This is a genomic window from Chamaesiphon sp. VAR_48_metabat_403 (assembly GCF_031422475.1).
GTDB lineage: Bacteria > Cyanobacteriota > Cyanobacteriia > Cyanobacteriales > Chamaesiphonaceae > Chamaesiphon.
Window position 1 is genome coordinate 1 of the sequence record NZ_JANPLS010000229.1, and the last position, 21819, is coordinate 21819.

A 21819-nucleotide genomic window follows, 5' to 3' on the forward strand; every position below is an offset into this window, starting at 1 on the left:
TCCTGACATTATTGCTGGTATTACTGGATATCCATTTATTTTAGATGCTCTATCTGTCGTCAATATCATTTAAATTGGTATAACGTATTAATACCCGCATTTGCCCTCGGACGCGCTCAGGAAATTATCCTCGCCATCCGCACCAGTGCCTTATTCCACAGCATCAATGTCCCCGTTTACGTCGATGGCTTAGTTCGCGAAGTCACCGACTTATTCCAAACCCAATTAGAACTACTCCCCGCATCCGTCCAAAACTTCGCCAAAACCCAGTCCCCCTTCTTCAGCGAGAAATCCTCACCACGGATCATCTCGATCGGATTGCCCAAAGAACGTCCCCTCGCGATCGCCCATCCCTCAGTCATTATCGCCAGTTCCGGCATGTTGACAGGTGGAGCCAGCATCGGCTACGCTAAAATCTTATTAGAACGGGAAAATGCGGCTATTTTCATCTCTGGCTACACCGACGAAGAATCGCCAGGACGCTTATTACAAAGCCTAGAGCCAGGAGCTGAAATCGAACTCGATGGTACCCCCCTCACCGTCAAAGCCAAAATTCAACGCTTCAATTTATCAGCTCATGCCGATCGAGTTGGGATTACCCAAGTCATCCATCGCGTCAACCCCCAACACCTCATCCTGATCCACGGCTCCAAATCCGCCCTCCACGAACTCTCTCGCGCTGGCGATTTGCGTGATAAATATTGGATTCACATCCCCGAAGTCGGCGATACCATCACCTTCGGACAAGCACCCGAACACCTCTCCAAAGCCCAAGTCGCCAGAGTCGATGCGGGACAAGAATTTGACATCGAAATCGAAGCCGAATTCGATGGTGCATGGCTGCGAATCGCCGATAGCGTACTCGAAGATCCCCGCTGGCAACATTTAGCCGCAACGGGATTATTATCGGCAAAATGGACGAAAGGCGGCTTGATGCTCAAACCCGCCAGCCATAAATCTTTTACAGTTGATGCCGCGATTTTGAGCGGGATGGATTGTTGCGCTGTCTGTGAATTTTTCGATGGTTATCTCTGTCGTGGGGAAGAGAGTCCATTGTATAAGCGCGATGTCGATCCGACGGCAAAATGTCCGGTATTTGTTCGTCAAGTTGTAGCAGTTGAATCTCAGATTTTGGATGACGAATTGGAGGTGGAGCCAATGCTGGAGGAAATAGATTTAGATCTAGATGAAGATGAGTTGAACGATTGAATTGGTTAAGGTGATGCTCTGACAACGAAGTTGATGATATGCTGTCCGAATAGTTGAGATCGCCGTAGAATGACTAAGCTCTATTATCGAGGGATGATGGCAGATAACGGCAAACCCAAAATTGGTCGTCATGCTCGATGTTTGGGTATTAGACCAAATATCGATATTGATGTGGATTTAGTACCAAAAGATTCTATTGATGAATGCGGTTATTTACAGCCAGCTTCAAACCACGATACCGAACGAGAAATGGTTGAGGTAGCGGTTAGAAATACCAAGGGAATGTCTGTATCCCTCTCTATCGATGCTCTGCCAGATTTTCGCAAACCGCCAGCATTTGGAGGCATCGGACGCGATCCGCTGTGGCAAATCGATAGTGATAAAATCACGGGGGATTTAGAGGCTGTCCGAGACAGTACTACCCACGTTAGCATCATGCCAAAGGTTACAATGCTATTAACGCAATATGAAGCAGCACTGGCTAGTACTAGTGATGCCTGGGAACTAGTTTAATTAGGAGCAAACTGATGGCATGGGTTTTTAGTCTCTCGGCAGAATGTGGCACGGAACAATCCCAGGCAGAGCAATTTGCCGAACACTTTAGAAATATAACTTGGACGATCGATAATGGAATCGAATCTCCATGTCAAGCGGATGTATTTGCAGATCTAGAAGGAAATTGGTGGTGTCGAGTTTGTCCGAGTGGACTGAGCCAAATTGGTATTGACGCGCCAGAAAGTGCTTATTTGATGACAGAGCTAGGCATATTACTTTATCAGAGACTGAGATCGGCTCCAGCTTTTCGATATGGGATTGTTGGTGTAGAAGTTGATGAATTTAGAACCTACAGCGAACTGATTGACGATGGGACAGTAGCTAGTCTACCTGGAATTGTGGTCGATCGGTATATTTGGCAATTGCTAGGTTCTCCGTCAGCACTCCGCAATTTCGCGACAGGTTATTTCTGGAAGCCTTATGAGGGAGAGGTTTACAAGCCGTTGGTGACATCATCCGAGCTAAAAAATAAAATGTCAGAACTGCTGATGGCGGCTTAATTCGCGACCTTCAGTCGGATGAATTGTTGCGCGGTATGCGAGTTTTAGATGGTTATCCCTGTCGCGGCGAGGATAGTCCCCTGTACAAGCGCGATGTCGATCCGACTACGAAATTTCCAGTGTTCGTTGGCGGAGACTCTCTGCAAGAGAATCGTCAAGTTGTGGCGGTTGAATCTCAGATTTTGGATGAGGAATTGAATGTAGACGTGGAGTTAGATGTCGATATAGGGGAAGAATAAGAATAGATGCTCAGAAAATGCAACTCTAGCCAGATTTAGTTCATCAAAAACAAGATAAATATGATTGACCAAAATGGAATGAGAGATGGCAAAATTCATGGAGCCGCAAGATTTGGCGATCTGACTAAACTAAAAAATCTAATTTCTATCGATCGAAGTTTGGTTCAAGCAAATGGTTGGCATGGTACTAAGCCCCTTCATTATGCTGCACAGAGTGGAAGTCTAGAATGTGTCAAATTTTTAGTAGCAAATGGAGCTGATGTTAATGCTAAATCTATCGTAAATAAAACAACAGCTATCTTAGAAGCTTCTACCGAAGAAATTGCTCTATTCTTAGTCGAAAAAGGTGCAAGAGTAGACATCATGGATAGTTCGGGACGTGTTCCGTTAGATTCTGCCATTCAAAGGAAACATGTTGAAGTAGTTCGTTATCTGATAGATTGTGGCGTTGATGTAAATTATTTGAGTGGCTCTGGCTTTAATACAATGATGCAATGGGCTTTGACCGAAATATTTCGAGATAAAGAACAATCTGGTTATTCAGAGATTGTAGAAATATCCAGACAAATTGTAGAGATGCTTTTAAAAGCAGGCGGAGATCCCAATCAAAGAAATAGGTCTGGAACTACAGTTCTTCAAGTCGCTGTAGGAATGAGATATAAATCTATTATAGAGTTGCTACTAAATTATGGAGCCGATCCATGTATTCGAGATGCTTGGGGTAATTCTTGCTTCGATCTCACAGGTGACGAAAGTATACTAGCATTATTGGCACCATATAAGGCTAATTTAGTAGAGATTTACAAGAAGCAAGATGATCTTGAAACACTCATTGAAAGATTGATTGCTAGTGGTGAATCAACCAGGGATGAATTCATGCCATGTACAGAAAAAGAGATTATCAATCTAGAAATATCTCATGATGTGAAATTGCCACAAGAATATAAAAAATTTCTGCGAGTCATGGGACATTATGACGGATCTTTTTTACGCTGGTCTGCATTTATGGAGTCTTTTGATGACGACCTCGGTAAGCACTTTTTTGAATTTCATGAGCCTATAAAACATCCAGAAAATTTCTTTGTGTTTGCCTCTCAATTCTCAGGAGATCCTAGTCTAGGCTTTTTTGCTGATGGACTGAATGACGATCCTGAAATTTACAATATCGATCGTGATGGCAACATCGAAAAATGGTATGACTCATTGTGGGAATTTATTCAAGAAGTAGTTGAGTATTATGAATACTCTCACAATCCTCAACAATTTATGAAACAATTTGACGAACGATGGCTCTCAAAAAAACATTGATTGCGGCAAATAATAACGATCGATAATTTCATGAATTGGCTTGCTCACATCTTACTGTCAGAACAAAATGTTGAGAATCGCTTAGGTAACTTATTAGGCGATTTGGTGAAAGGTAAAGATCTAGATGTACTCAATTATAATTTAAGGCGAGGAGTCAGTAGACATTACGCAATTGATAAATTCACAGATAGTCATCCAATTGTCAAAATCAGTAAAAAAAGGATCGATAAAGAGTATAGTAAATTTGCCGGAATATTAATTGATGTTTATTACGACCATTTACTAGCAAAGAATTGGGATATCTATTCTGATACTGTTTTCGCTAATTTTACGGCAGAGATATATGAATCATTTCAAAAATATTCAGGCGAGATTCCACCATCGGCTAGACAAATAATCGAGTACATGGTGGATGGCGATTGGTTAAGCAGTTATCAACAGTTATCTGGTGTAGAAAATGCTCTAGATAGAATCGATTATCGGATTAGAGCTAGAATGGGTGACAGAATTAAGCTGGTTGATGCGATGCCAATACTCGAACGGGAATCGATCGATCTCGAACAAGATTTTCATTCATTCTTTCCAGAATTACAGCAATATATTCAAGGTTGGACAATAACTAAATAAAGCGAATACAGATTCGATCGATATCTATTAAGTTTGCTCGATAGCATCTTCAATTTCTGCTACGGTAATATCCCCTCTGTCTGATTTAGCGTAAATCAACAGCAGATAAATACATTCAGGTGATATTAACTGATAAATAACCCGATAACCGCCACTTTTGCCTGTAGGGATGTCACTGTTTTTAGCTCTGACTTTAAATACCGTAAAATTAGTTCCAGTTATTTGGTCGCCAACAATCTTTCCAGATTGCAGATCGTCTACTATTGGTTGAATATCCGCTTGGATTTTTAGATAACGTTTCGATAGGTCTTTAAAACGACGTTTGAATGGTAGCGTAATTAAAACTTCTGTCATAATCTAATCATCCAATTTATCCCAAAGCTGGGATACTGGATAAACTTCTCCAGCCTTAACCGCTCGAATAGATGCTTGTAGATCGGCTAGTATCTGAGATTTTGGTTCATGCTCATCTACTAGATCTAATCCACTCTCTGTCGATTCATCGTCTATTGAGGGAAGCTTTTTTAGTAGATTGTGCCAAAGATCGATCGGGATAATAGCTTCCGTCTTTTCTCCCTGAGCATTAGTTATATATTTGACGATGCTTTCAATTTGTGAAACGTTCATACTTTTGAAATCACAATCTAAGATTATCCTTAATTCTAACACTTTGATTGTAGCTGAGGACGATCTGCACCGCGAAATTCTCGACCATAGGCTAAAACTTCATCAAAAATTGGATCGTCTTTAAATGAACCAGTAATCTGCTCGATCCAGTTTGGTTCTGGATGAGCATTTTGCTGTTTTAGTTCGGCTATAGCAGCTTCTACTACCTTTAAACGCTCTTCAATTGACGTATCCATACAAAAATTTCTTTACTAATACTAGTTTGTCCGATCTTGAAAGCACCTGACTTCATCAAACGAGGATGTCCCTAAAGGGATATGTTCAGATAAGTGGGTCGGGAAAAAATGCGATCGACACTTCTCAAAATTGGATTATATTAGATACAGCAAAGCCACATTAAACCCGATGAGTCCATACCAAGATGATGACTTCTCCAAAGCTTATACAACCGCGCTTTATCAAACCAAAGGAACTGTAAATGTTAACGTTCGAGTCAGAAGCGATGAAAACTTAGAAATAGATCTCTTATTTGTCAGTAATCTTGAAAGTCCAGCCTGGATAACCGAAGACTTGGGATTATTCGACGACTTGATGAGAGTGCATTCCACCATAGTTGTCGAACATTATAGTGGGTATCTCAAGCCCAGCCATGTAATTAGATGCGTCACCAGATCCGATTTATATACCAGTGGCGAAGAGAAGGAATTCAAGAAACGCAACGAGACATTTAGCGAAGAGCAAAAACCGTTTACTTGGATACTGGTAACGGGGTGTAGTAAAAAAATCCTCCAATCATTTACTGGCGTAATCGACACCGAATTGGGTGCGGGGGTTTATCGACTAGCCGAGGGATTGCGGATGGGCGTAGTGGTAATTAGAGAATTGCCAGAAACACCCGAAACATTGTGGCTGAGGGGATTGGGTAAAGATAAGATTCTGACTCAAGCGTTTGCGAATATTAGCGAACTACCACCGACAAGACGAGAACGAAATGATATCTTAGAAGTGTGTATCAAGCACTTCAAATACTTGAGTGAGAAGTCTGCAACAGGTTTAACACCAGAAGAGGAAGATTTTATGAAGACGATGCAGGATATCGATACTCTCTATAAATCCGAGATGAATCGAGCGCGATTGGATGGCGAACTTCAACTTATACTTCGTCAATTGAAGCGACGAGTCGGGAATTTGTCAATCGAGGTGGAAGCGCGAGTCAAGGCGTTACCTCTGGATCGATTGGAGGAATTAGGCGATGCTCTGTTAGATTTCACCCAGATGGGAGATTTGTTAACGTGGTTGGATGGAAATGTGTAAGTAGCCGATTTCAAGTTACCACGATCGATCGATAAAGATTTAAGAAGGCGATGACCAGAACTTATCGAGTCAATACTAGTAAGATTAAAATCTATCCTTTTCGTCACAATCCTTTGAGAGATTTTCGGCAAGCCGAGTCAAAATATCACTTCCTAGAGAATCGAAATTTAGGATACAAGCCCAGATCTCGACATTTATTAAGTCAATCGAACCTAACGTCAGCTTGGGATGATGTCTATAAAGGGGTATTTGCAGATCGGTGGGCGGGAAAAATTCACGATCGACACTCCTCAAAAGTTAGATATTGAGACTAATTTACTAACTTCTTAAAGCGTTTTTTACCGACTTGCAATACTCTGCCGACTAGAGCGGCAGCATCATCGTAAGTGACTTCGATATCGGAAATCGGCGAACCGTCTAATTTGACTGCACCACCCTGAATTTGACGTTTGGCATCGTTGCTCCCAGAGCATAAACCGCTAGCAGCCAAGAGTTGGAAGATTTTGGAGGGGAAAGCGACATCAGCTAGTGAGAATTCGGGAATACTATCGCCACCTGCATTTTGACCGGGTTTGGTAATTAGGGCGATCGCATCGGATTGAGCTTGGATGGCGCGTTCTTGCCCGTGGTACTGGGTGACTACCTGTAGGGCGAGGAGTTTCTGCGCCTCTCTGGGGTGTTCTGGCAGTCGATCGAGCTGTAAGTCAGTTAGAAGTGTAAAGTAATCTTTGATGGTGTTATCGGGCGTTTTCTCTAGCTTAGAGTACATACTCAGCGCGTCTTCCCCCAAGCCTACATAATTATTTAGGGATTTAGACATTTTTTGGACTCCATCGGTACCCAATAAAATTGGCATCAATAAGCCAAATTGGGGCGCGTGTCCGAAATGGCGTTGTAAGTCACGTCCGACGACTAAATTGAACTTTTGATCCGTACCGCCAAGTTCGACATCGGCTTTGACAGCTACCGAGTCGTAACCCTGCATTAGCGGGTAGAGAAATTCGTGTAAAAAGATTGGGGTTTCTTGCTTGTAGCGATTGGCAAAACCTTCTTTAGCAAGCATCTGTCCGACAGTCATCGTCGCGAGTAGTGACAGTGTTTCGCCTAAATCGAGCGCGGATAGCCATTCGGAATTGTAGCGGACTTCCAGCCGTCCGGGAGTATCAAAATCTAGAATCGGGCGCACCCGATCGAGGTAAGCTTGAGCATTATTAGCTACTTGCGCTGGTGTTAATTGCGGGCGGACTTCCGATTTACCAGTCGGATCGCCAATGCGGGCGGTAAAATCGCCGATAATTAATACAGCCGTATGTCCGGCATCTTGGAAAGATCTGAGCTTCCGCAGGGGAATACTATGTCCAAGGTGGATATCTACGCCAGTCGGATCGATTCCCAGTTTGACACGCAATGGTCGATCCGTCTGCGCCAGTCGCTGGGCAAGATTTTCAGTCGGATCGGTAGAATTGGGCTGGTGGGGAAAAATTTCCGTCACTCCCCGAAGTAACCAATCGATCGAATCTGAAGCTGGCACGGATACATTCACGCTCATATATACGAATGAAAATCGGTCGAGTCAAAATAGTCGCCAGTTAAGCTTAATATAGTTGTTACCGAAACTGAGCTGTTTTCATACCATTATTCATATTTCCAGGTACTAATTCACCTGTACGGACAACTTATAGTTTACAATCGCACTCATATCGATCGCTCCCCATCGTCAACTTTGCCTTGATTGTCCCTAATTTGAGAGAAAGATCCTAGTGTCTTCTAGAGCCATAAAGAAACAGAACCCCAAAAAAAGACCCGAACCAACCGAGCGTAAACCAACCGAGCGGAAGTTTTTGGGTGGTGTCGGTCAAATTGCTGGTGGTACCATCTTAGGTGTCACCATGTTAGCTAGTTCGATCGTCGCGGGTGGATTGGTGGGGCTGGCAATTAGCTTCCGCAACTTGCCAGACGTGCGCGTATTACGCAGCTACGCGCCGACAGAGACGACTTATATTTATGATGTTAAAGGCGTACAACTCGCCAGCCTGCACGATGAAGCCAACCGCGAAGTCGTCCCGCTCAATCGGATTTCGCCGAATATGAAACGCGCGCTGCTAGCGATCGAAGATGACAGGTTTTATTACCATCAAGGTGTCAACCTAACCGGGGTAGGACGCGCGCTGAATGCCAACTTCAAGCGGGGCGGAGTCAGCGAAGGTGGTTCGACGATCACCATGCAGTTGATTAAGAACTTATTCTTATCTCAAAAACGACAATTTAGTAGAAAGTTAGCCGAAGCAGTCCTGTCAATCCGACTCGAACAAATTTTCCGCAAAGACGAAATTTTAGAAATGTACCTCAATCAAGTTTATTGGGGACATAATAATTATGGGGTCGAAACTGCCGCCCAAAGTTATTTTAACAAACATGCTTCCGAACTCAATTTAGCCGAAGGGGCAATGATGGCAGGTGCGATCGCCGCCCCCGAAAAATACAGTCCGTTTTCTAACTTTAAAGCTGCCAAAAAGCGTCAAGAACAAGTCTTGACTCGGATGGTAGATCTCAATTGGATCACTCCCGCCGAAGCGAAAAAAGCGAAAGAATATAAGCTCAAGCTCGGTAAAATTAAAACTTGGCAGACTAGCAAACTACCCTATATTACCGATGCGGCGATCGAAGAACTCAATCAACGGTTTGGTAAAGAAACAGTCCGCAAAGGTGGAATGCGAATTCAAACGACGATCGATTATGACTTCCAAATTGCTGCTGAAAAAGTCGTCCAGAATGCTTACGAACGCTTAGGACGCAATAAATATCAAATCAGTCTCGTCGCGATCGATCCGCGCACGCATTTTATTAAAGCGATGGTTGGTGGGGTAGACTACAAAAAAAGTAGTTTCAATCGTGCCATGTACGCGAATCGCCAGCCGGGTTCGTCATTTAAACCATTCGTTTATTACACCGCTTTTGCAACTGGCAAATTTTCCCCAGAATCCTCAGTCTACGATGGCCCCGTTCGCTATCGCGATGGCAGCGGCTACTATTCGCCTCGCAACTACGGCGGCGGCTATTCAGGAGCGATGAGCATTCGGACTGCGTTAATGAATTCAACTAACGTCCCCGCAGTCAAACTGGGTAAAGAAGTCGGCTTAGATAAAGTCATTCAAACTTGTCGCACCTTGGGCATTAAAAGTCCGATCGAACCCGTCGTATCCTTACCATTAGGAGCTGTTGGTGTTACCCCAGTCGAAATGGCGGGAGCTTTTGCCACCTTTGCCAGTAACGGCTGGCAATCTGAAACTACAACCATCTTGCGCGTTACCGATAGCGATGGCAATATTTTACTAGATAATACCCCTCAACCCTCGCTGGTACTCGACTCTTGGGCAACAGCTCAAATTAATAGTGCTCTTCAATCGGTAGTTAGCGGCGGTACTGGTAAAGAGGCTGCAATCGGCCGTCCAGCCGCCGGAAAAACCGGAACCACGTCTTCAGAACGCGATGTCTGGTTTGTGGGCTACGTGCCCCAGCTATCTGCCTCTGTGTGGATTGGTAAAGATGACTTTACCCCGTTAGGTCGAGGGGTGACGGGCGGTACTTACGCCGCACCAATTTGGCGGAGCTTTATGCGAGAGGCTCTCAAAAACGAACCTGTAGAATCGTTTGCACCGCCATCTAAGTTTAAGCGTCCGGGGAGTTAGTAGATGGGAGTAAGGAGTAAGAAGTAAAGAAAAGTTCTCGATCTAACTCCCATCTCCCCGCTCCCCGCTCCCATCTCAAGAAATCTTGGCTACTTATCAATTTCAGACTTCATCCGATCGAGGGTAAGATTCATTTGCTCGAACATTTGCATCGGTGTCATGCCAAACTGACTCATCTGGGTATTCATTTGCTCGACGGTCATCTTTGCCATAAAATCATCAGATAGCTCGAACCGCTTCATAAACACTCTGTATCGATCGAGTAAAGTTTCCATCCGCTCGATGAATGCCACCTTACCATCGCGATCGAATTTACCATACTTACTGCCAAGCTGTGTTAGTTGTTGATAATCGTCAAACAACTGTTTGGCTTCTTGTTGGATGATATCAGAATCAAAAAATCCCATGACAGATAATTATAGTAATAAGGTTTAAAATTGAGAGCGAGGCCATGACGATCGATGCTCGTTATTTACATCTTACAGTCAGTCTCTAACCACTGAGAACTGCGGTTTCCCGTATTAGAGGATCGGTTAATGTTTGATAGCACTACACCTAAAAATCGCCAACTAGCCGTCATTTTAGCAGTAGCTAGCATGACGATCCCCGTAGCTGGATTTCATAAATTTTATCTCGGACAACCCGTTTGGGGTGTTATTTATCTATTACTGTCGTGGACACCGATTCCCCATATTGCTGCGGCGATCGAAGCTGTTTGGTATCTTACTCAAGATAGTACCCAGTTTGAAGCCAATTTTAACTCGGTGATGCCTATTACGTCATCACCGATGCTCGTCGCACAACCCATGACGACAATATCCGAATCGATCCGCGAATTAGACAAGCTCCGCGCCGATGGCTTGATTTCGGAATATGAATTCGAGCAAAAACGCCGTCAATGGCTAGATCGGGTTTAGAAGTTAGGGAATAGGGACTTAATTATGGTAAAAATTGTAGGCATTGCAGGCAGTTTGAGAACCGACTCTTACAGCCAGATCGCACTGAAAATTGCCGCCCAAAAAGTTGCAGATCTCGGAGCAGAAGTAGAAATTTTAGACTTGAGAACGATGCAATTACCGTTTTGCGATGGCGGTGATGAATATCCAAATTATCCAGATGTCCGACGGATGCAAGATGCTTTTAGTGCAGCAGATGGGTTAATTCTAGTTTCGCCAGAATATCACGGTAGTATCAGCGGCGTGCTCAAAAATGCCTTGGATTTAATGAGTTTCGACCAACTTTCTGGCAAAGTTGCGGGGTTTATTAGTATCTTAGGCGGACAGAGTAATAGTAATGCGCTTAACGATTTGCGCGTAATTCTGCGGTGGGTTCATGCTTGGTCGATTCCCGAACAAGTCGCGATCGGACAAGCATGGCAATCGTTTACTCCCGATGGTAAAATATCAGATGAAAAACTCTCAAAACGTCTCGATGCATTCGCATTAAGCCTAGTTGAAAACACTCGCAAATTACGCAGCGTTGATTAATATTAAAATAATTAATAGTTGATAACTGGGCTTTGACTATTCACTATCCACTATTCCCTATCCCCTATCTACGATTGCCGATACCTCTTCACTAACAACGGCTATATATGACTCACGATCCTACTAAAACTGTTAGTTTATTACTTAAAATGTCCATGCGATCGCGGATTCAAGAAGACCCCTATTATCGGTTTAAATCGGCATTTGATATTGCTGTCGCCGCTGATTTAGGCGTACAAATCGATGTCAATCAAGCTAGTGTCGATGACTGGCTGCGGTTACCAGGAATTTCGATTCACCAAGCTCGTCAATTAGTTAATCTGAGTAAGGCTGGGGTCGCTTTTTATTCAATTTCCGATCTCGCCGCCGCACTCAATATTCATAGCTCCAGACTGCAATGGTTGGCTCCAGTATTGAGTTTTCAATACTACGATCGATCTCTAGATTTGCCAGCAATTAAAATTAACCAAGCCACCGCAGCCGAATTAGTTCAAATTCCCCAGATCGCGCCAGAATTAGCTAATAGAATTATCGATTGTCGCGATCGCGATGGCAAGTTTACCGATCTGGTGAATTTTCAGCAACGGTTAGAATTATCTGGCGAACTAATTGGCGAGTTAATGCACTATCTCCAATTTTAGATGGTTTAAATAGCAATCCTATATGATTTCTTCAGTTACTAGTACTATTAAGTTGGTATTTTTTTTAACCGCAGAGACGCAGAGGGCGCAGAGAACGGAAAAGCAAGAGAGTAGTTTCTCATTTAGGATCGCTATATCTCAAAAAGTCAAATATCCTCCCTTATTGCTTAATTGCGGCTAATTGCGCGGAGATTGTTGCAAACGCTTTACCGCGATGGCTGATGCTCCGTTTGGCTTCCTTAGACATTTCGGCGAAAGTGAGTCGCTCGGTGGGGATATAAAAAATTGGATCGTAGCCAAATCCATCGGTACCGCGCGGTGCGGTAAGAATTTCGCCTCGACAAATACCTTCGGCGCGTGCGGCGATCGATCCGTCAGGGCGTGCTACCGCAACAGCACAGACAAATTGTGCCTGTCTTTGGCTGGAATCGGGAAAATCGCTCAGTTCGTGTAAGATCCGATCGATCCGTTCTTTATCGCTACTGGCATACCGCGCCGAAAAAATTCCCGGTGCGCCATTGAGTGCATCTACCTGCAATCCCGAATCGTCGGCAATTGCCCAACAATTCAACGCGATCGCCACCTCAGCGGCTTTGAGACAGGCGTTACCGATAAATGTGTCTTCTGTCTCATCCACATCTAATTCCGCTGGTTTGAGGCTTAATTCCCACTCGCTCTCACTCAGATATGCTTGCATTTCTCGCAATTTACCAGGATTGCTTGTGGCGACGATTAGTTTTGTCATAAGGCTTTAGGTATTAGGCTTTAGGTGTTAGGTTTTAGGTGTTAAAGGGACGATCGTAGATAATTAGAAGCTGGAAACTTATGGCGAATCAGATCGATTCTCAAGCCTAACACCTCGTAAAGTTGGGAACTCATGGCAAATAGTCGATCGAACCTAAAGCCTAAAGCCTAAAACCTAACACCTCGTAAAATTGTGAGCTATTTGAAAAAATTTTATCGTTATACGGTCACCGCGATCGGATTGTTACCGATTTTAGTTGGTGTAGCACCCTCTTTGGCGGCGTTTCCGCGTCCGCGTCAGAGTCAGAATGGCATGGTGACATCGGCACATCCGCTGGCAACGCAGGCGGGGGTATTAATGCTCCAGCAGGGTGGAAATGCGATCGATGCGGCGGTGGCGACGACGTTGGCGATTTCGGTGGTGGAGCCATTTGCAGCAGGAATTGGCGGTGGGGGGTTTGCGATCGTCAAAGTGGGTAAGAATGTTGAGACGTTAGATTTTCGGGAACGCGCGCCCCAAAAAGCATCGCGGAATATGTATCTAGACGCGCAGGGTAAAGTTCGCCCGAATGCTAGTCTGGAAGGGCATTTAGCGGCGGGAGTACCAGGAACGATCGCGGGTTTGGCAGCCCTGCACCAGAAGTATGGTAAATTGCCCTGGCGGACGGTGGTAGCACCTGCCATTAAGATCGCACGGGAGGGTTTTACAGTTAGCGAATTGTATACCGTGCAGGCAAAATCGAAGCAAAAACTGTTGGCGAGTAATGCCGCCGCACGGCAGATTTTTACGCGCAATGGTAAACCCCTACAGCCAGGGGAACGTCTGATACAGCGGGATTTAGCGCAAACCTTAACTGCAATCGCACGCAATCCCCAAAACTTTTATACCGGATCGATTGCCCGATCGATCGATCGCGATATGCGCCAAAATCAGGGCTTAATTACCATTGCCGATCTTAAATCCTATCGACCTAAGTGGCGCGCGGCTCTGTGTGGCAAATTTCGCCAGTACAACGTCTGTTCGATGGCTCCACCATCCTCTGGTGGCGTACATTTAATCCAGATCTTAAATACGATCGGCAGTACCGATTTAGCCAAGCTAGGATGGCGTAGTCCCGAAGCACTCCACCTCCTCATCGAGTCGATGCGGATTGCTTATGCCGATCGATCGGCGCATCTAGGCGATCCCGATTTTACCAATGTTCCCGTCGCGGCGTTGGTAAATCCGGCTTACGCTGCCAGCCGCCGTCAGGAAATCGCACCAGATAAAGCGCGCCGCTCGACAGCGGTAAAACCAGCCACCACCGAGATTTTGCAGCCATTTCTCCGCTCGGAAGCAGTACCCAAAAGCGATCGACAAAAACAATTCCTGACAGCCGCAGCTCCGATGTCCGAATCGATGGATACCAGCCACCTGAACGTCGTTGACAAGCAGCGTAATGTCGTCAGCCTGACATTTACCGTCAATTACCGCTTTGGTGCGGGGGTGGTGGTACCGGGAACGGGGATTTTATTAAACGACGAGATGGATGATTTTGCGATCGCACCTGGAGTTCCCAACGTATTTGGCTTGGTAGGCGGCGAGAAAAACTCGATTTTGCCAGGAAAAACCCCCCTATCGAGTATGACACCGACGATCGTCACTGAAAACGATCGCTTCCGGCTGGCGATCGGCGCACCAGGCGGCAGTACGATTATTACTACCGTTCTGCAAGTCTTACTAAATGTGCTGGAATACAAGATGGATGTCGGCGCGGCGGTAGCTGCGGGGCGAATTCACCATCAATGGCTCCCAGATAAAGTCAATGTCGAGCCGTGGGGATTCGATACATCCACACTCGCCGAATTGCGCCGTCGGGGACATTCCATCCAACAAATCGAGTACTGGGGAAACGCCAATGCGATCGAACAATTACCCAGTGGGTATCTCTCAGGAGCCGCAGATCCGCGCGGAGAGGGAACAGCCGGAGGATTGTAGCGTGTGGGGATTGTGGGGGGTAAAGTAAGATCTTCATAAATCCTCCCCATCCTCCCACCCATCCCTATCCTCCCACCCCCCGTCTCCCCTTATGGAGCCAACGGAGCCAATGGATCGTTAACCACTCCCGCTAAATCCGCAGATTCGAGCAGGCTGCGCCATTGGGCTGTAACTTGGGAATTATTGGGCTGAGATCGGCGTAAGTTGGCTAAAGTCGTCAATGCATCTTGCCAAATTTCGGCTTCGGCGTAAATTTCAGGTACTTGCGGGCGGTTAGTCGATCGATCTGTGACTGAAGTTGCCTGTAATTTGGCACTGAGATCGGCATCGGGAGCGATCCGCCTAATCATTCCCAGCGTGCGGAAATAAGCCGATTCCACATCATTATTGCATGGGAGGGTCGCCGACCATTGATAATTGCGATCGAGTGTTAATGGTACCGAATTTGCTGTCAATGGTAAGGTAATGGCGACGATCTGACGCTTGCCAACGATGGGCAATTTTGTTTGATAGACGATCGTTTCGCCATCTTTTAACGTAAATTCTAGCGGTGGACTATTAGCCAATCGAGCTGGGACTCGAAAAAATAACGTAGGATAGCCCTGTGTGGTCATGGAAACGCTATCTAAAGGCACTAGCGCGAGGAGAGGATCGCGCGGACATTCGCCCCGCGTTGCAGCGGCTTCTCGGCGCAGCGGGCTGCCAACAGTGGGCACTTTATACCGTTTTGCCGCCCACCGCGCGGGAATACCTTTAGCGATTATCGTTCCGATAGGCTTCTCTTTGAGAGGCTTCTCTTCGAGAGGCTTCTCTTCGAGAGGCTTCGCCAACGCCAACGCCAACGCCAACGCCACAGGCGGTAAAATATTAGTAGCAAAACTCAGGACTAATGCGATCGCCAGTCCCCAGCGAAAATGGTAGAACATAAAAAATCTATCGAATTTGGCGATGTTACGGGATCTAGCAACCGCGAATTTAGCAATCGCGATCCGTTCGTTCGGACTTAGCTACCATATAGATGAATCAGTTCGATCGTCCGATGTTCCAGCAATCTTGGAGTCGCGTTGGCGTTGGCGTTGGCGAAGCCTCTCGAAGAGAAGCCTCTCGAAGAGAAGCCTGCCGTAGGCACAGCCTATCGGAACGATAATCGCCACACTCGTGCGGGAGTAAAGATCCGCAGCGATCGCCGTTAAAATAACGAACAGGATCGGTTACGATCGAGATAAGATCGACTGCCTCAATAAAATAATTTCATTTGGTTTAGTAAACTATGTCTGAATCTTTAACACTCAATCCTGCTAACGTCGAAACCGTCCTCGATACCCTCAGACCTTACCTGATGGCCGATGGTGGTAATGTAGAGTTAGTAGATATCGACGGCCCGATCGTCAAACTTCGTCTCCAAGGTGCTTGTGGATCTTGCCCTAGTTCGACAATGACGCTCAAAATGGGCATCGAACGCAAACTTTGCGATATGATTCCCGAAATTTCTGGTGTAGAACAAGTTTTCTAACTAATTGGGAATGGGGCAATTTAAATGTCTGCAACAGATTGTTGACGATTGTCCCCGTTCCCCAAAATAGCGACTCATTTAATCTTCAGCAATCTTGCGTTTGGCTTGTTGCCAGAGTACTTCTAATTCGGCAATTGAATAATCTGTCAGCGGTCGCTCGATCTGTCGTTCCATTTGTTGGATGCGATCGACAAAACGTTGATTAGTTCCACTCAAGCCCCGATCTGGATCGAGCCTACACCAACGACCGAGATTGACGATCGTAAATAATAAATCGCCTAATTCCGACTCCTGATGGGCGGTATCTTCAGTTGCGAGTGCTGCTTTAAATTCGCCCAATTCTTCGGCAAACTTTTCCCACACGCCATCGATACTTTCCCATTCAAATCCTACCGTTGCGGCGCGATTGGATATTTTCATCGCCGCAGTTAGCGGGGGTAATTTTTCGGTGTAATTACTTAATTTATCGCTGAGTAATTCACTCGTTCGTCCTTTTTCTGTCGCTTTAATTTCTTCCCAATTAGCTCGAACCTCAGCAATATCGGTAACCCGCACATCGCCAAATACATGTGGATGGCGGCGGATTAATTTTTCACTGATACTCTGCGCCACATCCGCTAGGGTAAAATCGCCCGCTTCGCTGGCTAATTGCGATTGCAAGACTACTTGCAGCAATAAGTCTCCCAATTCTGACACGATCGCCACTCGATCGCCACTCCGAATCGCATGTACCGCCTCGTAAGCCTCCTCCACGATATAAGGAGTCAAACTAGCTGGTGTCTGCGCCAAATCCCACGGACAACCACCATCGGGATCTCTCAATTTAGCAACAACATCGATTAACGACTTGAGCGCGGGCAGTATTGCGGTAGAATCAGTCTCGATCGGCGTTTGATGCTTTTGCTCCATTAGCTGCGACCGTTTTATTTACAAGATTTCTCTACTTATCCTAGCGTAAGTTGGGAGATGGGAGTTGGGATGTGTGGGGAGTGTGGGAAGACGGATATGTCCCCTTTCCCCTAAAGCCTAAAACCTAAAGCGATATACTAGAAATTGACAAACACTTCCCACGCGAATGCTGCCTGTATCTAAAGCTGAAAAAATAATTCTTGATTTAGTGCGCCCGTTGAGTGAAGTAGAATCGATCGATCTCACGCTCGCGACGGGTAGAATTTTAGCAACTGAAATCCTCAGTCAGCTAGACTTTCCCCATTGGGATAACTCCGCAATGGATGGCTATGCAGTAAAATTTGCAGATGTGCGATCGAGTACGCCCAAACATCCGATTACCCTAGAAGTCGTCGCAGAAATCCCCGCTGGCTGCCAACCACAGCGCGAAATTCAATCGGGAGAAGCCGCCAGAATATTTACAGGCGCGATCGTCCCTGCCGGAGCTGATACGATCGTCATGCAAGAGCATACCCAGCGCGTCCAAAAAAACTTCGTCAAAATTCAGATCGCCCCAACCGCTAAAGCCTTCGTTCGCCAGCGCGGAGCCTACGCACGCAGCGGCGATTTGCTCCTGGCTCCAGGTACCGTTTTAAACCCGCCCGAAATCGCGATTTTAGCAGCCACAGGCTCCAGTCAAGTCCAAGTTTACCGCCGTCCCCGCGTGGCAATTTTATCCACTGGCGACGAATTAGTTATGCCCCACCAACTCCTCAAACCAGGGCAAATCGTCGATTCCAATCAGTACGCACTCGCCGCCTTCGTCAGTCAAGCCGGAGGCATTCCGATCTGCATGGGCATCATCCCCGACGATCGGGCAAAATTGACCGCTGCAATGTCCGAAGCGATCGAGTCGGCAGATTTGGTCTTATCGACTGGTGGTGTCTCTGTGGGCGATTACGACTACGTAGAAGCGATCCTCGCCGAGTTGGGTGGCGACATCCGCATCCGCGCGGTAGCCATCAAACCAGGTAAACCCCTCACGGTAGCTAAATTCACTCGTCCCATTGGTGGACTTGTACCGAGAGAAGTCGTTGGTGTAGCCTCTGCTTTAGCAGAAGGAGCCTCTGTGCAAGAGCATCGTACTGTCGTCTATTTCGGACTCCCTGGCAACCCCGTCTCGGCGTTAGTCAGTTGCTGGCGATTCGTCCGCCCAGCAATGGCAAAACTCGCTGGATTACCAGCCGCTAATTGGCAACCACACTGGATTGAAGCCCTAACAACTCAAGACTTAACCGCCGACGGCAACCGCGAAACTTATCTATGGGGCAAATGGGAGCTACTCGATGGCAAATATCGTTTTAGTCTCGCTGGTGGCAGTCACAGCTCGGCAAATATGGTAAACCTCGCAGGTACCAATGCTCTAGCCGTCATCCCCATCGACACGAAAATAGTTCCGACTGAAACCACAGTCAAAGTATTGATGTTGTAATGCAATCTACAGGGTAATTAGTAATACTTTCTACGATCTGACTGCTGACGTATTCTTTTCTAGTAAATTCAATAGTTTCAAGCTAATATCTCATACCAAATTAAATTCACTAAATGACAGATTAGCTCCCTCACCTTTATAAGGGGAGGGCTGGGGTGGGGTAAAGATCTGTCGGGTTAACTATTTAAATTGGTATCAAATATGACTAACTTTCCCACCTCGTCTATCAGCCGTAAAGCGATTATGGCTGTCACTGGTTTATTGTTGACGCTGTTTTTGCTCGTCCATCTCGGTCTGAATACAACCATTTTAGCGGGTGATGGCGGCAGATTGTTCGATCGCACTGCCGAGCTGTTGCGGCATAATTGGGGACTGCATTGCTTAGAAATATTAGTCTGGGGTGGCTTTATCGCCCATATTTGGCAGGGTGCATCGCTGACTTTAAATAACCAGTCGAAACGGAGTACTCCGTATGCGGTGGGTGCTGGCTTTTCGTTCGATCCGGCGCGCTGGATGGGGAGCTTGGGTGCGATCGTGTTAACATTTTTAATACTTCATCTGTATCAATTCTGGTTGCCAAATCTGCTAGGTACCGCTGCTGCTGACTTGTCCGAGCAGATGCAATCGACGATGAGCCAGTGGTGGGTAGTATGTATTTATGGATTGGGTTGTCTGGCTGTGGCTGCTCATTTAGTCCACGGCTGGCGGAGTGCGATGGTGACATTGGGTATCGCCGATCGCAATTTGCAACCGCTGGCAGTATTTGGGATAATATTGGCGATCGTCGTACCATTAGGTTTAGCTGCAATTCCGATCGCCCTCTTCACTAGCCATGCTGCACTCTAAAATCCCCGCCGTACCGCTGGCTCAACAGTGGCAGACTTATCAAGAAACCGCGCGGCTGATTAGCCCAGCTAATAAACGTCAGATCGAAATTATCGTCATCGGGACGGGACTGGCTGGTGCATCTGCCGCTGCTACCCTCGCCGAGCAGGGTTATCGAGTTAAAGCCTTCTGTTTTCAAGATTCGCCGCGCCGCGCCCATAGCATCGCCGCGCAGGGCGGGATTAATGCCGCCAAGAATTATCAAAATGATGGCGATTCCGTCCAGAGATTATTTTACGACACCATTAAAGGCGGCGACTATCGATCGCGCGAAGCCAACGTTTATCGGTTAGCCAGCATCAGTACCAAAATTATCGACCATTGCGTCGCTCAAGGTGTCCCCTTCGCGCGGGAATATGGCGGAATGTTGGCAAATCGAGCCTTCGGGGGTACCCAGGTACAACGCACTTTCTATGCTGCGGGACAAACGGGGCAACAACTATTACTCGGTGCCTATCAAGCCCTAGAGCGGCAAGTCGCACTGGGCAACATCACCATGTATACGCGCCACGAACTGCTCGAAATCGTCCAGATTGAGGGCAAAACGCGGGGAATTATCGCCCGTAATTTACTAACTGGCGCGCTAGAGCGACACTTTGGTAACGCCGTTTTATTATGTTCTGGCGGTTATAGCAACGTCTTTTACCTCTCCACCAATGCGATGGGGAGTAACGTCAGTGCCACCTGGAAAGCTCACAAACAAGGTGCCCTATTTGCCAATCCCTGCTTTACCCAAATTCATCCTACCTGTATTCCCGTGGCGGGCGAACATCAGTCGAAACTCACCCTGATGTCCGAAAGTTTGCGAAATGATGGTCGAATTTGGGTGCCCAAAACCCCCGCCGATCCGCGCTCTGCTGCCGAAATTCCCGATCGCGATCGCGACTACTTTTTAGAGCGTCGTTATCCCGCCTATGGCAATCTCGTCCCCCGCGATATCGCCTCGCGTGCCGTCAAAGAAGTGTGCGATGCAGGTTTTGGGGTCGGACGGTCTAAACGGGCTGTATATCTCGATTTTGCTGCCGCTCTCGACCGAGATGGGCGCGAAGTATTTCAAAATAAGTATGGCAATTTGTTCGCCATGTACACCCAAATTACAGGCGAAGACCCTTATACCGTGCCGATGCGGATTTATCCCGCCGTACACTATACGATGGGCGGATTGTGGGTAGATTACGAACTAATGACGAGCATCCCTGGCTTATACTGTCTGGGCGAAGCTAACTTTAGCGAACATGGAGCCAATCGGCTCGGAGCTTCGGCATTAATGCAAGGTTTGGCAGATGGCTATTTTGTAATTCCCGCGACGATTAGTAATTATTTAGCCAATGACATCGGGATGCCACCGATTTCGACAGAGCGTCCAGAATTTTGCCAATCCGAAGCCGCTGTTAAAGCTAGACTCGATCGATTAATCCGCATTCGGGGTACCCAAACCGTCACTAGTTTCCATCAGCGATTGGGTAAAATTATGTGGGCGCATTGTGGCATCGTCCGTACCGAAACTGGATTGCGATCGGCAATTGCCGAACTTCAGGCTCTTCAAGTAGAATTCTGGCAAGATGTCAAAATTCCCGGTACCGTCAATTCGCTCAATTCCGAACTCGATCTCGCCCAGCGCGTGGCAGATTTTATAGAACTCGGTGAACTAATGTGTGTCGATGCCCTCCACCGTCAAGAAAGCTGCGGCTGTCATTTCCGCACGGAATCCCAAACCGAACTAGGCGAAGCCCAACGTCAAGATGCTGAATACGCCCACGTCGCTGCCTGGGAATACCAACACCCACATCAATGGCAATTCCACCCCGAAGCCCTAAAATTTGAGCTAGCACAATTTAGCCAACGATCTTATAAGTAGGTTTTAGGCTTTAGGTTTTAGGCTTTAGGTTTTAGGGGGATAGGGGATAGGGGATAGGGGATAGTGAATAGTGTGTAATGAGATCCCAGTCTCCCAGTCCCCCAGTCTCCCAGTCTCCCAGTCCCCCAGTCCCCCCGCTCTAACACCATGAAACTCACCCTCAAAATTTGGCGACAGCCCGATGCTCAAACTACGGGAAAATTCGTAACATACCAGTTAGATGACGTATCGCCAGATATGTCCTTTTTAGAGACGATCGATCTGC

At 46.5% G+C, this 21819-nt stretch carries 25 protein-coding genes and 1 pseudogene; 18 read left to right on the top strand and 8 right to left on the bottom strand.

Annotated features, from left to right (window positions below):
• Positions 1-126: 126 nt before the first annotated feature.
• From RMO79_RS10715 to RMO79_RS10740, 6 genes are all read left to right on the top strand, one after another.
• The gene (locus tag RMO79_RS10715; protein ID WP_310483166.1) at positions 127-1209 is read left to right on the top strand and encodes an MBL fold metallo-hydrolase; all 1083 of its coding nucleotides are present in this window, start codon (positions 127-129) and stop codon (positions 1207-1209) included.
• Positions 1210-1278: 69 nt separating this feature from the next.
• Entirely contained in the window at positions 1279-1722 is a 444-nt protein-coding gene (locus tag RMO79_RS10720) for a hypothetical protein (RefSeq protein WP_310483141.1), read from the top strand.
• A gap of 14 nt (positions 1723-1736) precedes the next feature.
• The gene (locus RMO79_RS10725) at positions 1737-2264 is read left to right on the top strand and encodes a hypothetical protein (RefSeq protein ID WP_310483142.1); all 528 of its coding nucleotides are present in this window, start codon (positions 1737-1739) and stop codon (positions 2262-2264) included.
• 35 nt (positions 2265-2299) lie between these two features.
• On the top strand, positions 2300-2503 hold the full coding sequence (locus RMO79_RS10730) for a hypothetical protein (protein WP_310483143.1): 204 nt from the start codon (positions 2300-2302) through the stop codon (positions 2501-2503).
• A gap of 60 nt (positions 2504-2563) precedes the next feature.
• A complete protein-coding gene (locus RMO79_RS10735) occupies positions 2564-3811 on the top strand; it encodes an ankyrin repeat domain-containing protein (RefSeq protein WP_310483144.1) in 1248 nt (415 codons plus the stop codon).
• Between the two features lie 30 nt (positions 3812-3841).
• Positions 3842-4438: an acyl carrier protein phosphodiesterase gene (locus RMO79_RS10740; protein WP_310483145.1), complete on the top strand. Its 597-nt coding sequence runs from the start codon at positions 3842-3844 to the stop codon at positions 4436-4438.
• A 27-nt stretch (positions 4439-4465) separates the two neighbouring features.
• Here RMO79_RS10740 and RMO79_RS10745 read toward each other — a convergent pair whose 3' ends face one another.
• The 3 genes from RMO79_RS10745 to RMO79_RS10755 are packed head-to-tail and all read right to left on the bottom strand — an operon-like array spanning position 4466 to position 5301.
• Entirely contained in the window at positions 4466-4792 is a 327-nt protein-coding gene (locus RMO79_RS10745) for a type II toxin-antitoxin system RelE/ParE family toxin (protein ID WP_310483146.1), read from the bottom strand.
• 3 nt (positions 4793-4795) lie between these two features.
• Positions 4796-5065: a hypothetical protein gene (locus RMO79_RS10750; protein WP_310483147.1), complete on the bottom strand. Its 270-nt coding sequence runs from the start codon at positions 5063-5065 to the stop codon at positions 4796-4798.
• A gap of 35 nt (positions 5066-5100) precedes the next feature.
• Positions 5101-5301, bottom strand: a complete 201-nt coding sequence (locus tag RMO79_RS10755) for a hypothetical protein (protein WP_310483148.1) — start codon at positions 5299-5301, stop codon at positions 5101-5103.
• A gap of 169 nt (positions 5302-5470) precedes the next feature.
• On the opposite strand from RMO79_RS10755, the gene RMO79_RS10760 reads away from it, so the two are divergent.
• Positions 5471-6379 carry a DUF4351 domain-containing protein gene (locus RMO79_RS10760; protein WP_310483149.1) on the top strand — a complete coding sequence of 303 codons (909 nt, stop codon included), beginning with the start codon at positions 5471-5473 and terminating at the stop codon, positions 6377-6379.
• 50 nt (positions 6380-6429) lie between these two features.
• Complete coding sequence (locus tag RMO79_RS10765) at positions 6430-6687, top strand: hypothetical protein (protein ID WP_310483151.1); 258 nt, start codon at positions 6430-6432, stop codon at positions 6685-6687.
• A 2-nt stretch (positions 6688-6689) separates the two neighbouring features.
• Here RMO79_RS10765 and tyrS read toward each other — a convergent pair whose 3' ends face one another.
• The gene (gene tyrS / locus RMO79_RS10770) at positions 6690-7928 is read right to left on the bottom strand and encodes a tyrosine--tRNA ligase (RefSeq protein WP_310483152.1); all 1239 of its coding nucleotides are present in this window, start codon (positions 7926-7928) and stop codon (positions 6690-6692) included.
• Positions 7929-8139: 211 nt separating this feature from the next.
• Here tyrS and RMO79_RS10775 point away from each other — a divergent pair, with 211 nt between their 5' ends.
• A complete protein-coding gene (locus tag RMO79_RS10775; RefSeq protein WP_396136569.1) occupies positions 8140-10068 on the top strand; it encodes a transglycosylase domain-containing protein in 1929 nt (642 codons plus the stop codon).
• An 89-nt stretch (positions 10069-10157) separates the two neighbouring features.
• Here the strand turns inward: RMO79_RS10775 and RMO79_RS10780 are convergent, their stop codons facing one another.
• On the bottom strand, positions 10158-10475 hold the full coding sequence (locus RMO79_RS10780) for a DUF1825 family protein (protein ID WP_310483154.1): 318 nt from the start codon (positions 10473-10475) through the stop codon (positions 10158-10160).
• A gap of 129 nt (positions 10476-10604) precedes the next feature.
• Between RMO79_RS10780 and RMO79_RS10785 the strand changes: the two genes are divergently transcribed.
• The 3 genes from RMO79_RS10785 to RMO79_RS10795 all read left to right on the top strand — a co-directional run bounded on the left by RMO79_RS10785 (position 10605) and on the right by RMO79_RS10795 (position 12196).
• Positions 10605-10985, top strand: a complete 381-nt coding sequence (locus RMO79_RS10785) for an NINE protein (RefSeq protein ID WP_310483155.1) — start codon at positions 10605-10607, stop codon at positions 10983-10985.
• Between the two features lie 24 nt (positions 10986-11009).
• Positions 11010-11555 (top strand): NADPH-dependent FMN reductase, encoded by a 546-nt coding sequence (locus RMO79_RS10790; RefSeq protein WP_310483156.1) that lies wholly within the window; start codon positions 11010-11012, stop codon positions 11553-11555.
• A 107-nt stretch (positions 11556-11662) separates the two neighbouring features.
• Positions 11663-12196, top strand: coding sequence for a ComEA family DNA-binding protein (locus RMO79_RS10795; RefSeq protein ID WP_310483157.1), 534 nt, complete (start codon positions 11663-11665; stop codon positions 12194-12196).
• A 160-nt stretch (positions 12197-12356) separates the two neighbouring features.
• Here RMO79_RS10795 and rdgB read toward each other — a convergent pair whose 3' ends face one another.
• Positions 12357-12941 carry an RdgB/HAM1 family non-canonical purine NTP pyrophosphatase gene (gene rdgB, locus RMO79_RS10800; protein WP_310483158.1) on the bottom strand — a complete coding sequence of 195 codons (585 nt, stop codon included), beginning with the start codon at positions 12939-12941 and terminating at the stop codon, positions 12357-12359.
• 201 nt (positions 12942-13142) lie between these two features.
• On the opposite strand from rdgB, the gene ggt reads away from it, so the two are divergent.
• Entirely contained in the window at positions 13143-14918 is a 1776-nt protein-coding gene (gene ggt, locus RMO79_RS10805) for a gamma-glutamyltransferase (RefSeq protein WP_396136570.1), read from the top strand.
• A gap of 89 nt (positions 14919-15007) precedes the next feature.
• Here the strand turns inward: ggt and RMO79_RS10810 are convergent, their stop codons facing one another.
• Positions 15008-15844 carry a DUF928 domain-containing protein gene (locus RMO79_RS10810; RefSeq protein ID WP_310483160.1) on the bottom strand — a complete coding sequence of 279 codons (837 nt, stop codon included), beginning with the start codon at positions 15842-15844 and terminating at the stop codon, positions 15008-15010.
• A 344-nt stretch (positions 15845-16188) separates the two neighbouring features.
• On the opposite strand from RMO79_RS10810, the gene RMO79_RS10815 reads away from it, so the two are divergent.
• The gene (locus RMO79_RS10815; RefSeq protein WP_015162508.1) at positions 16189-16431 is read left to right on the top strand and encodes a NifU family protein; all 243 of its coding nucleotides are present in this window, start codon (positions 16189-16191) and stop codon (positions 16429-16431) included.
• A gap of 78 nt (positions 16432-16509) precedes the next feature.
• Here RMO79_RS10815 and mazG read toward each other — a convergent pair whose 3' ends face one another.
• Complete coding sequence (gene mazG / locus RMO79_RS10820) at positions 16510-17340, bottom strand: nucleoside triphosphate pyrophosphohydrolase (protein WP_310483161.1); 831 nt, start codon at positions 17338-17340, stop codon at positions 16510-16512.
• A gap of 166 nt (positions 17341-17506) precedes the next feature.
• Here mazG and glp point away from each other — a divergent pair, with 166 nt between their 5' ends.
• The 4 genes and pseudogenes from glp to RMO79_RS24535 form a co-directional block, all read left to right on the top strand.
• Positions 17507-18811, top strand: coding sequence for a gephyrin-like molybdotransferase Glp (gene glp, locus RMO79_RS10825; RefSeq protein WP_310483162.1), 1305 nt, complete (start codon positions 17507-17509; stop codon positions 18809-18811).
• 201 nt (positions 18812-19012) lie between these two features.
• Positions 19013-19657 (top strand): hypothetical protein, encoded by a 645-nt coding sequence (locus tag RMO79_RS10830; protein ID WP_310483163.1) that lies wholly within the window; start codon positions 19013-19015, stop codon positions 19655-19657.
• Entirely contained in the window at positions 19644-21554 is a 1911-nt protein-coding gene (locus RMO79_RS10835) for a fumarate reductase/succinate dehydrogenase flavoprotein subunit (RefSeq protein ID WP_310483164.1), read from the top strand. Before RMO79_RS10830 ends, RMO79_RS10835 begins: the two co-directional genes overlap by 14 nt.
• Positions 21555-21701: 147 nt before the next feature.
• Positions 21702-21819, top strand: a pseudogene (locus tag RMO79_RS24535) (succinate dehydrogenase/fumarate reductase iron-sulfur subunit); the annotation flags it as partial.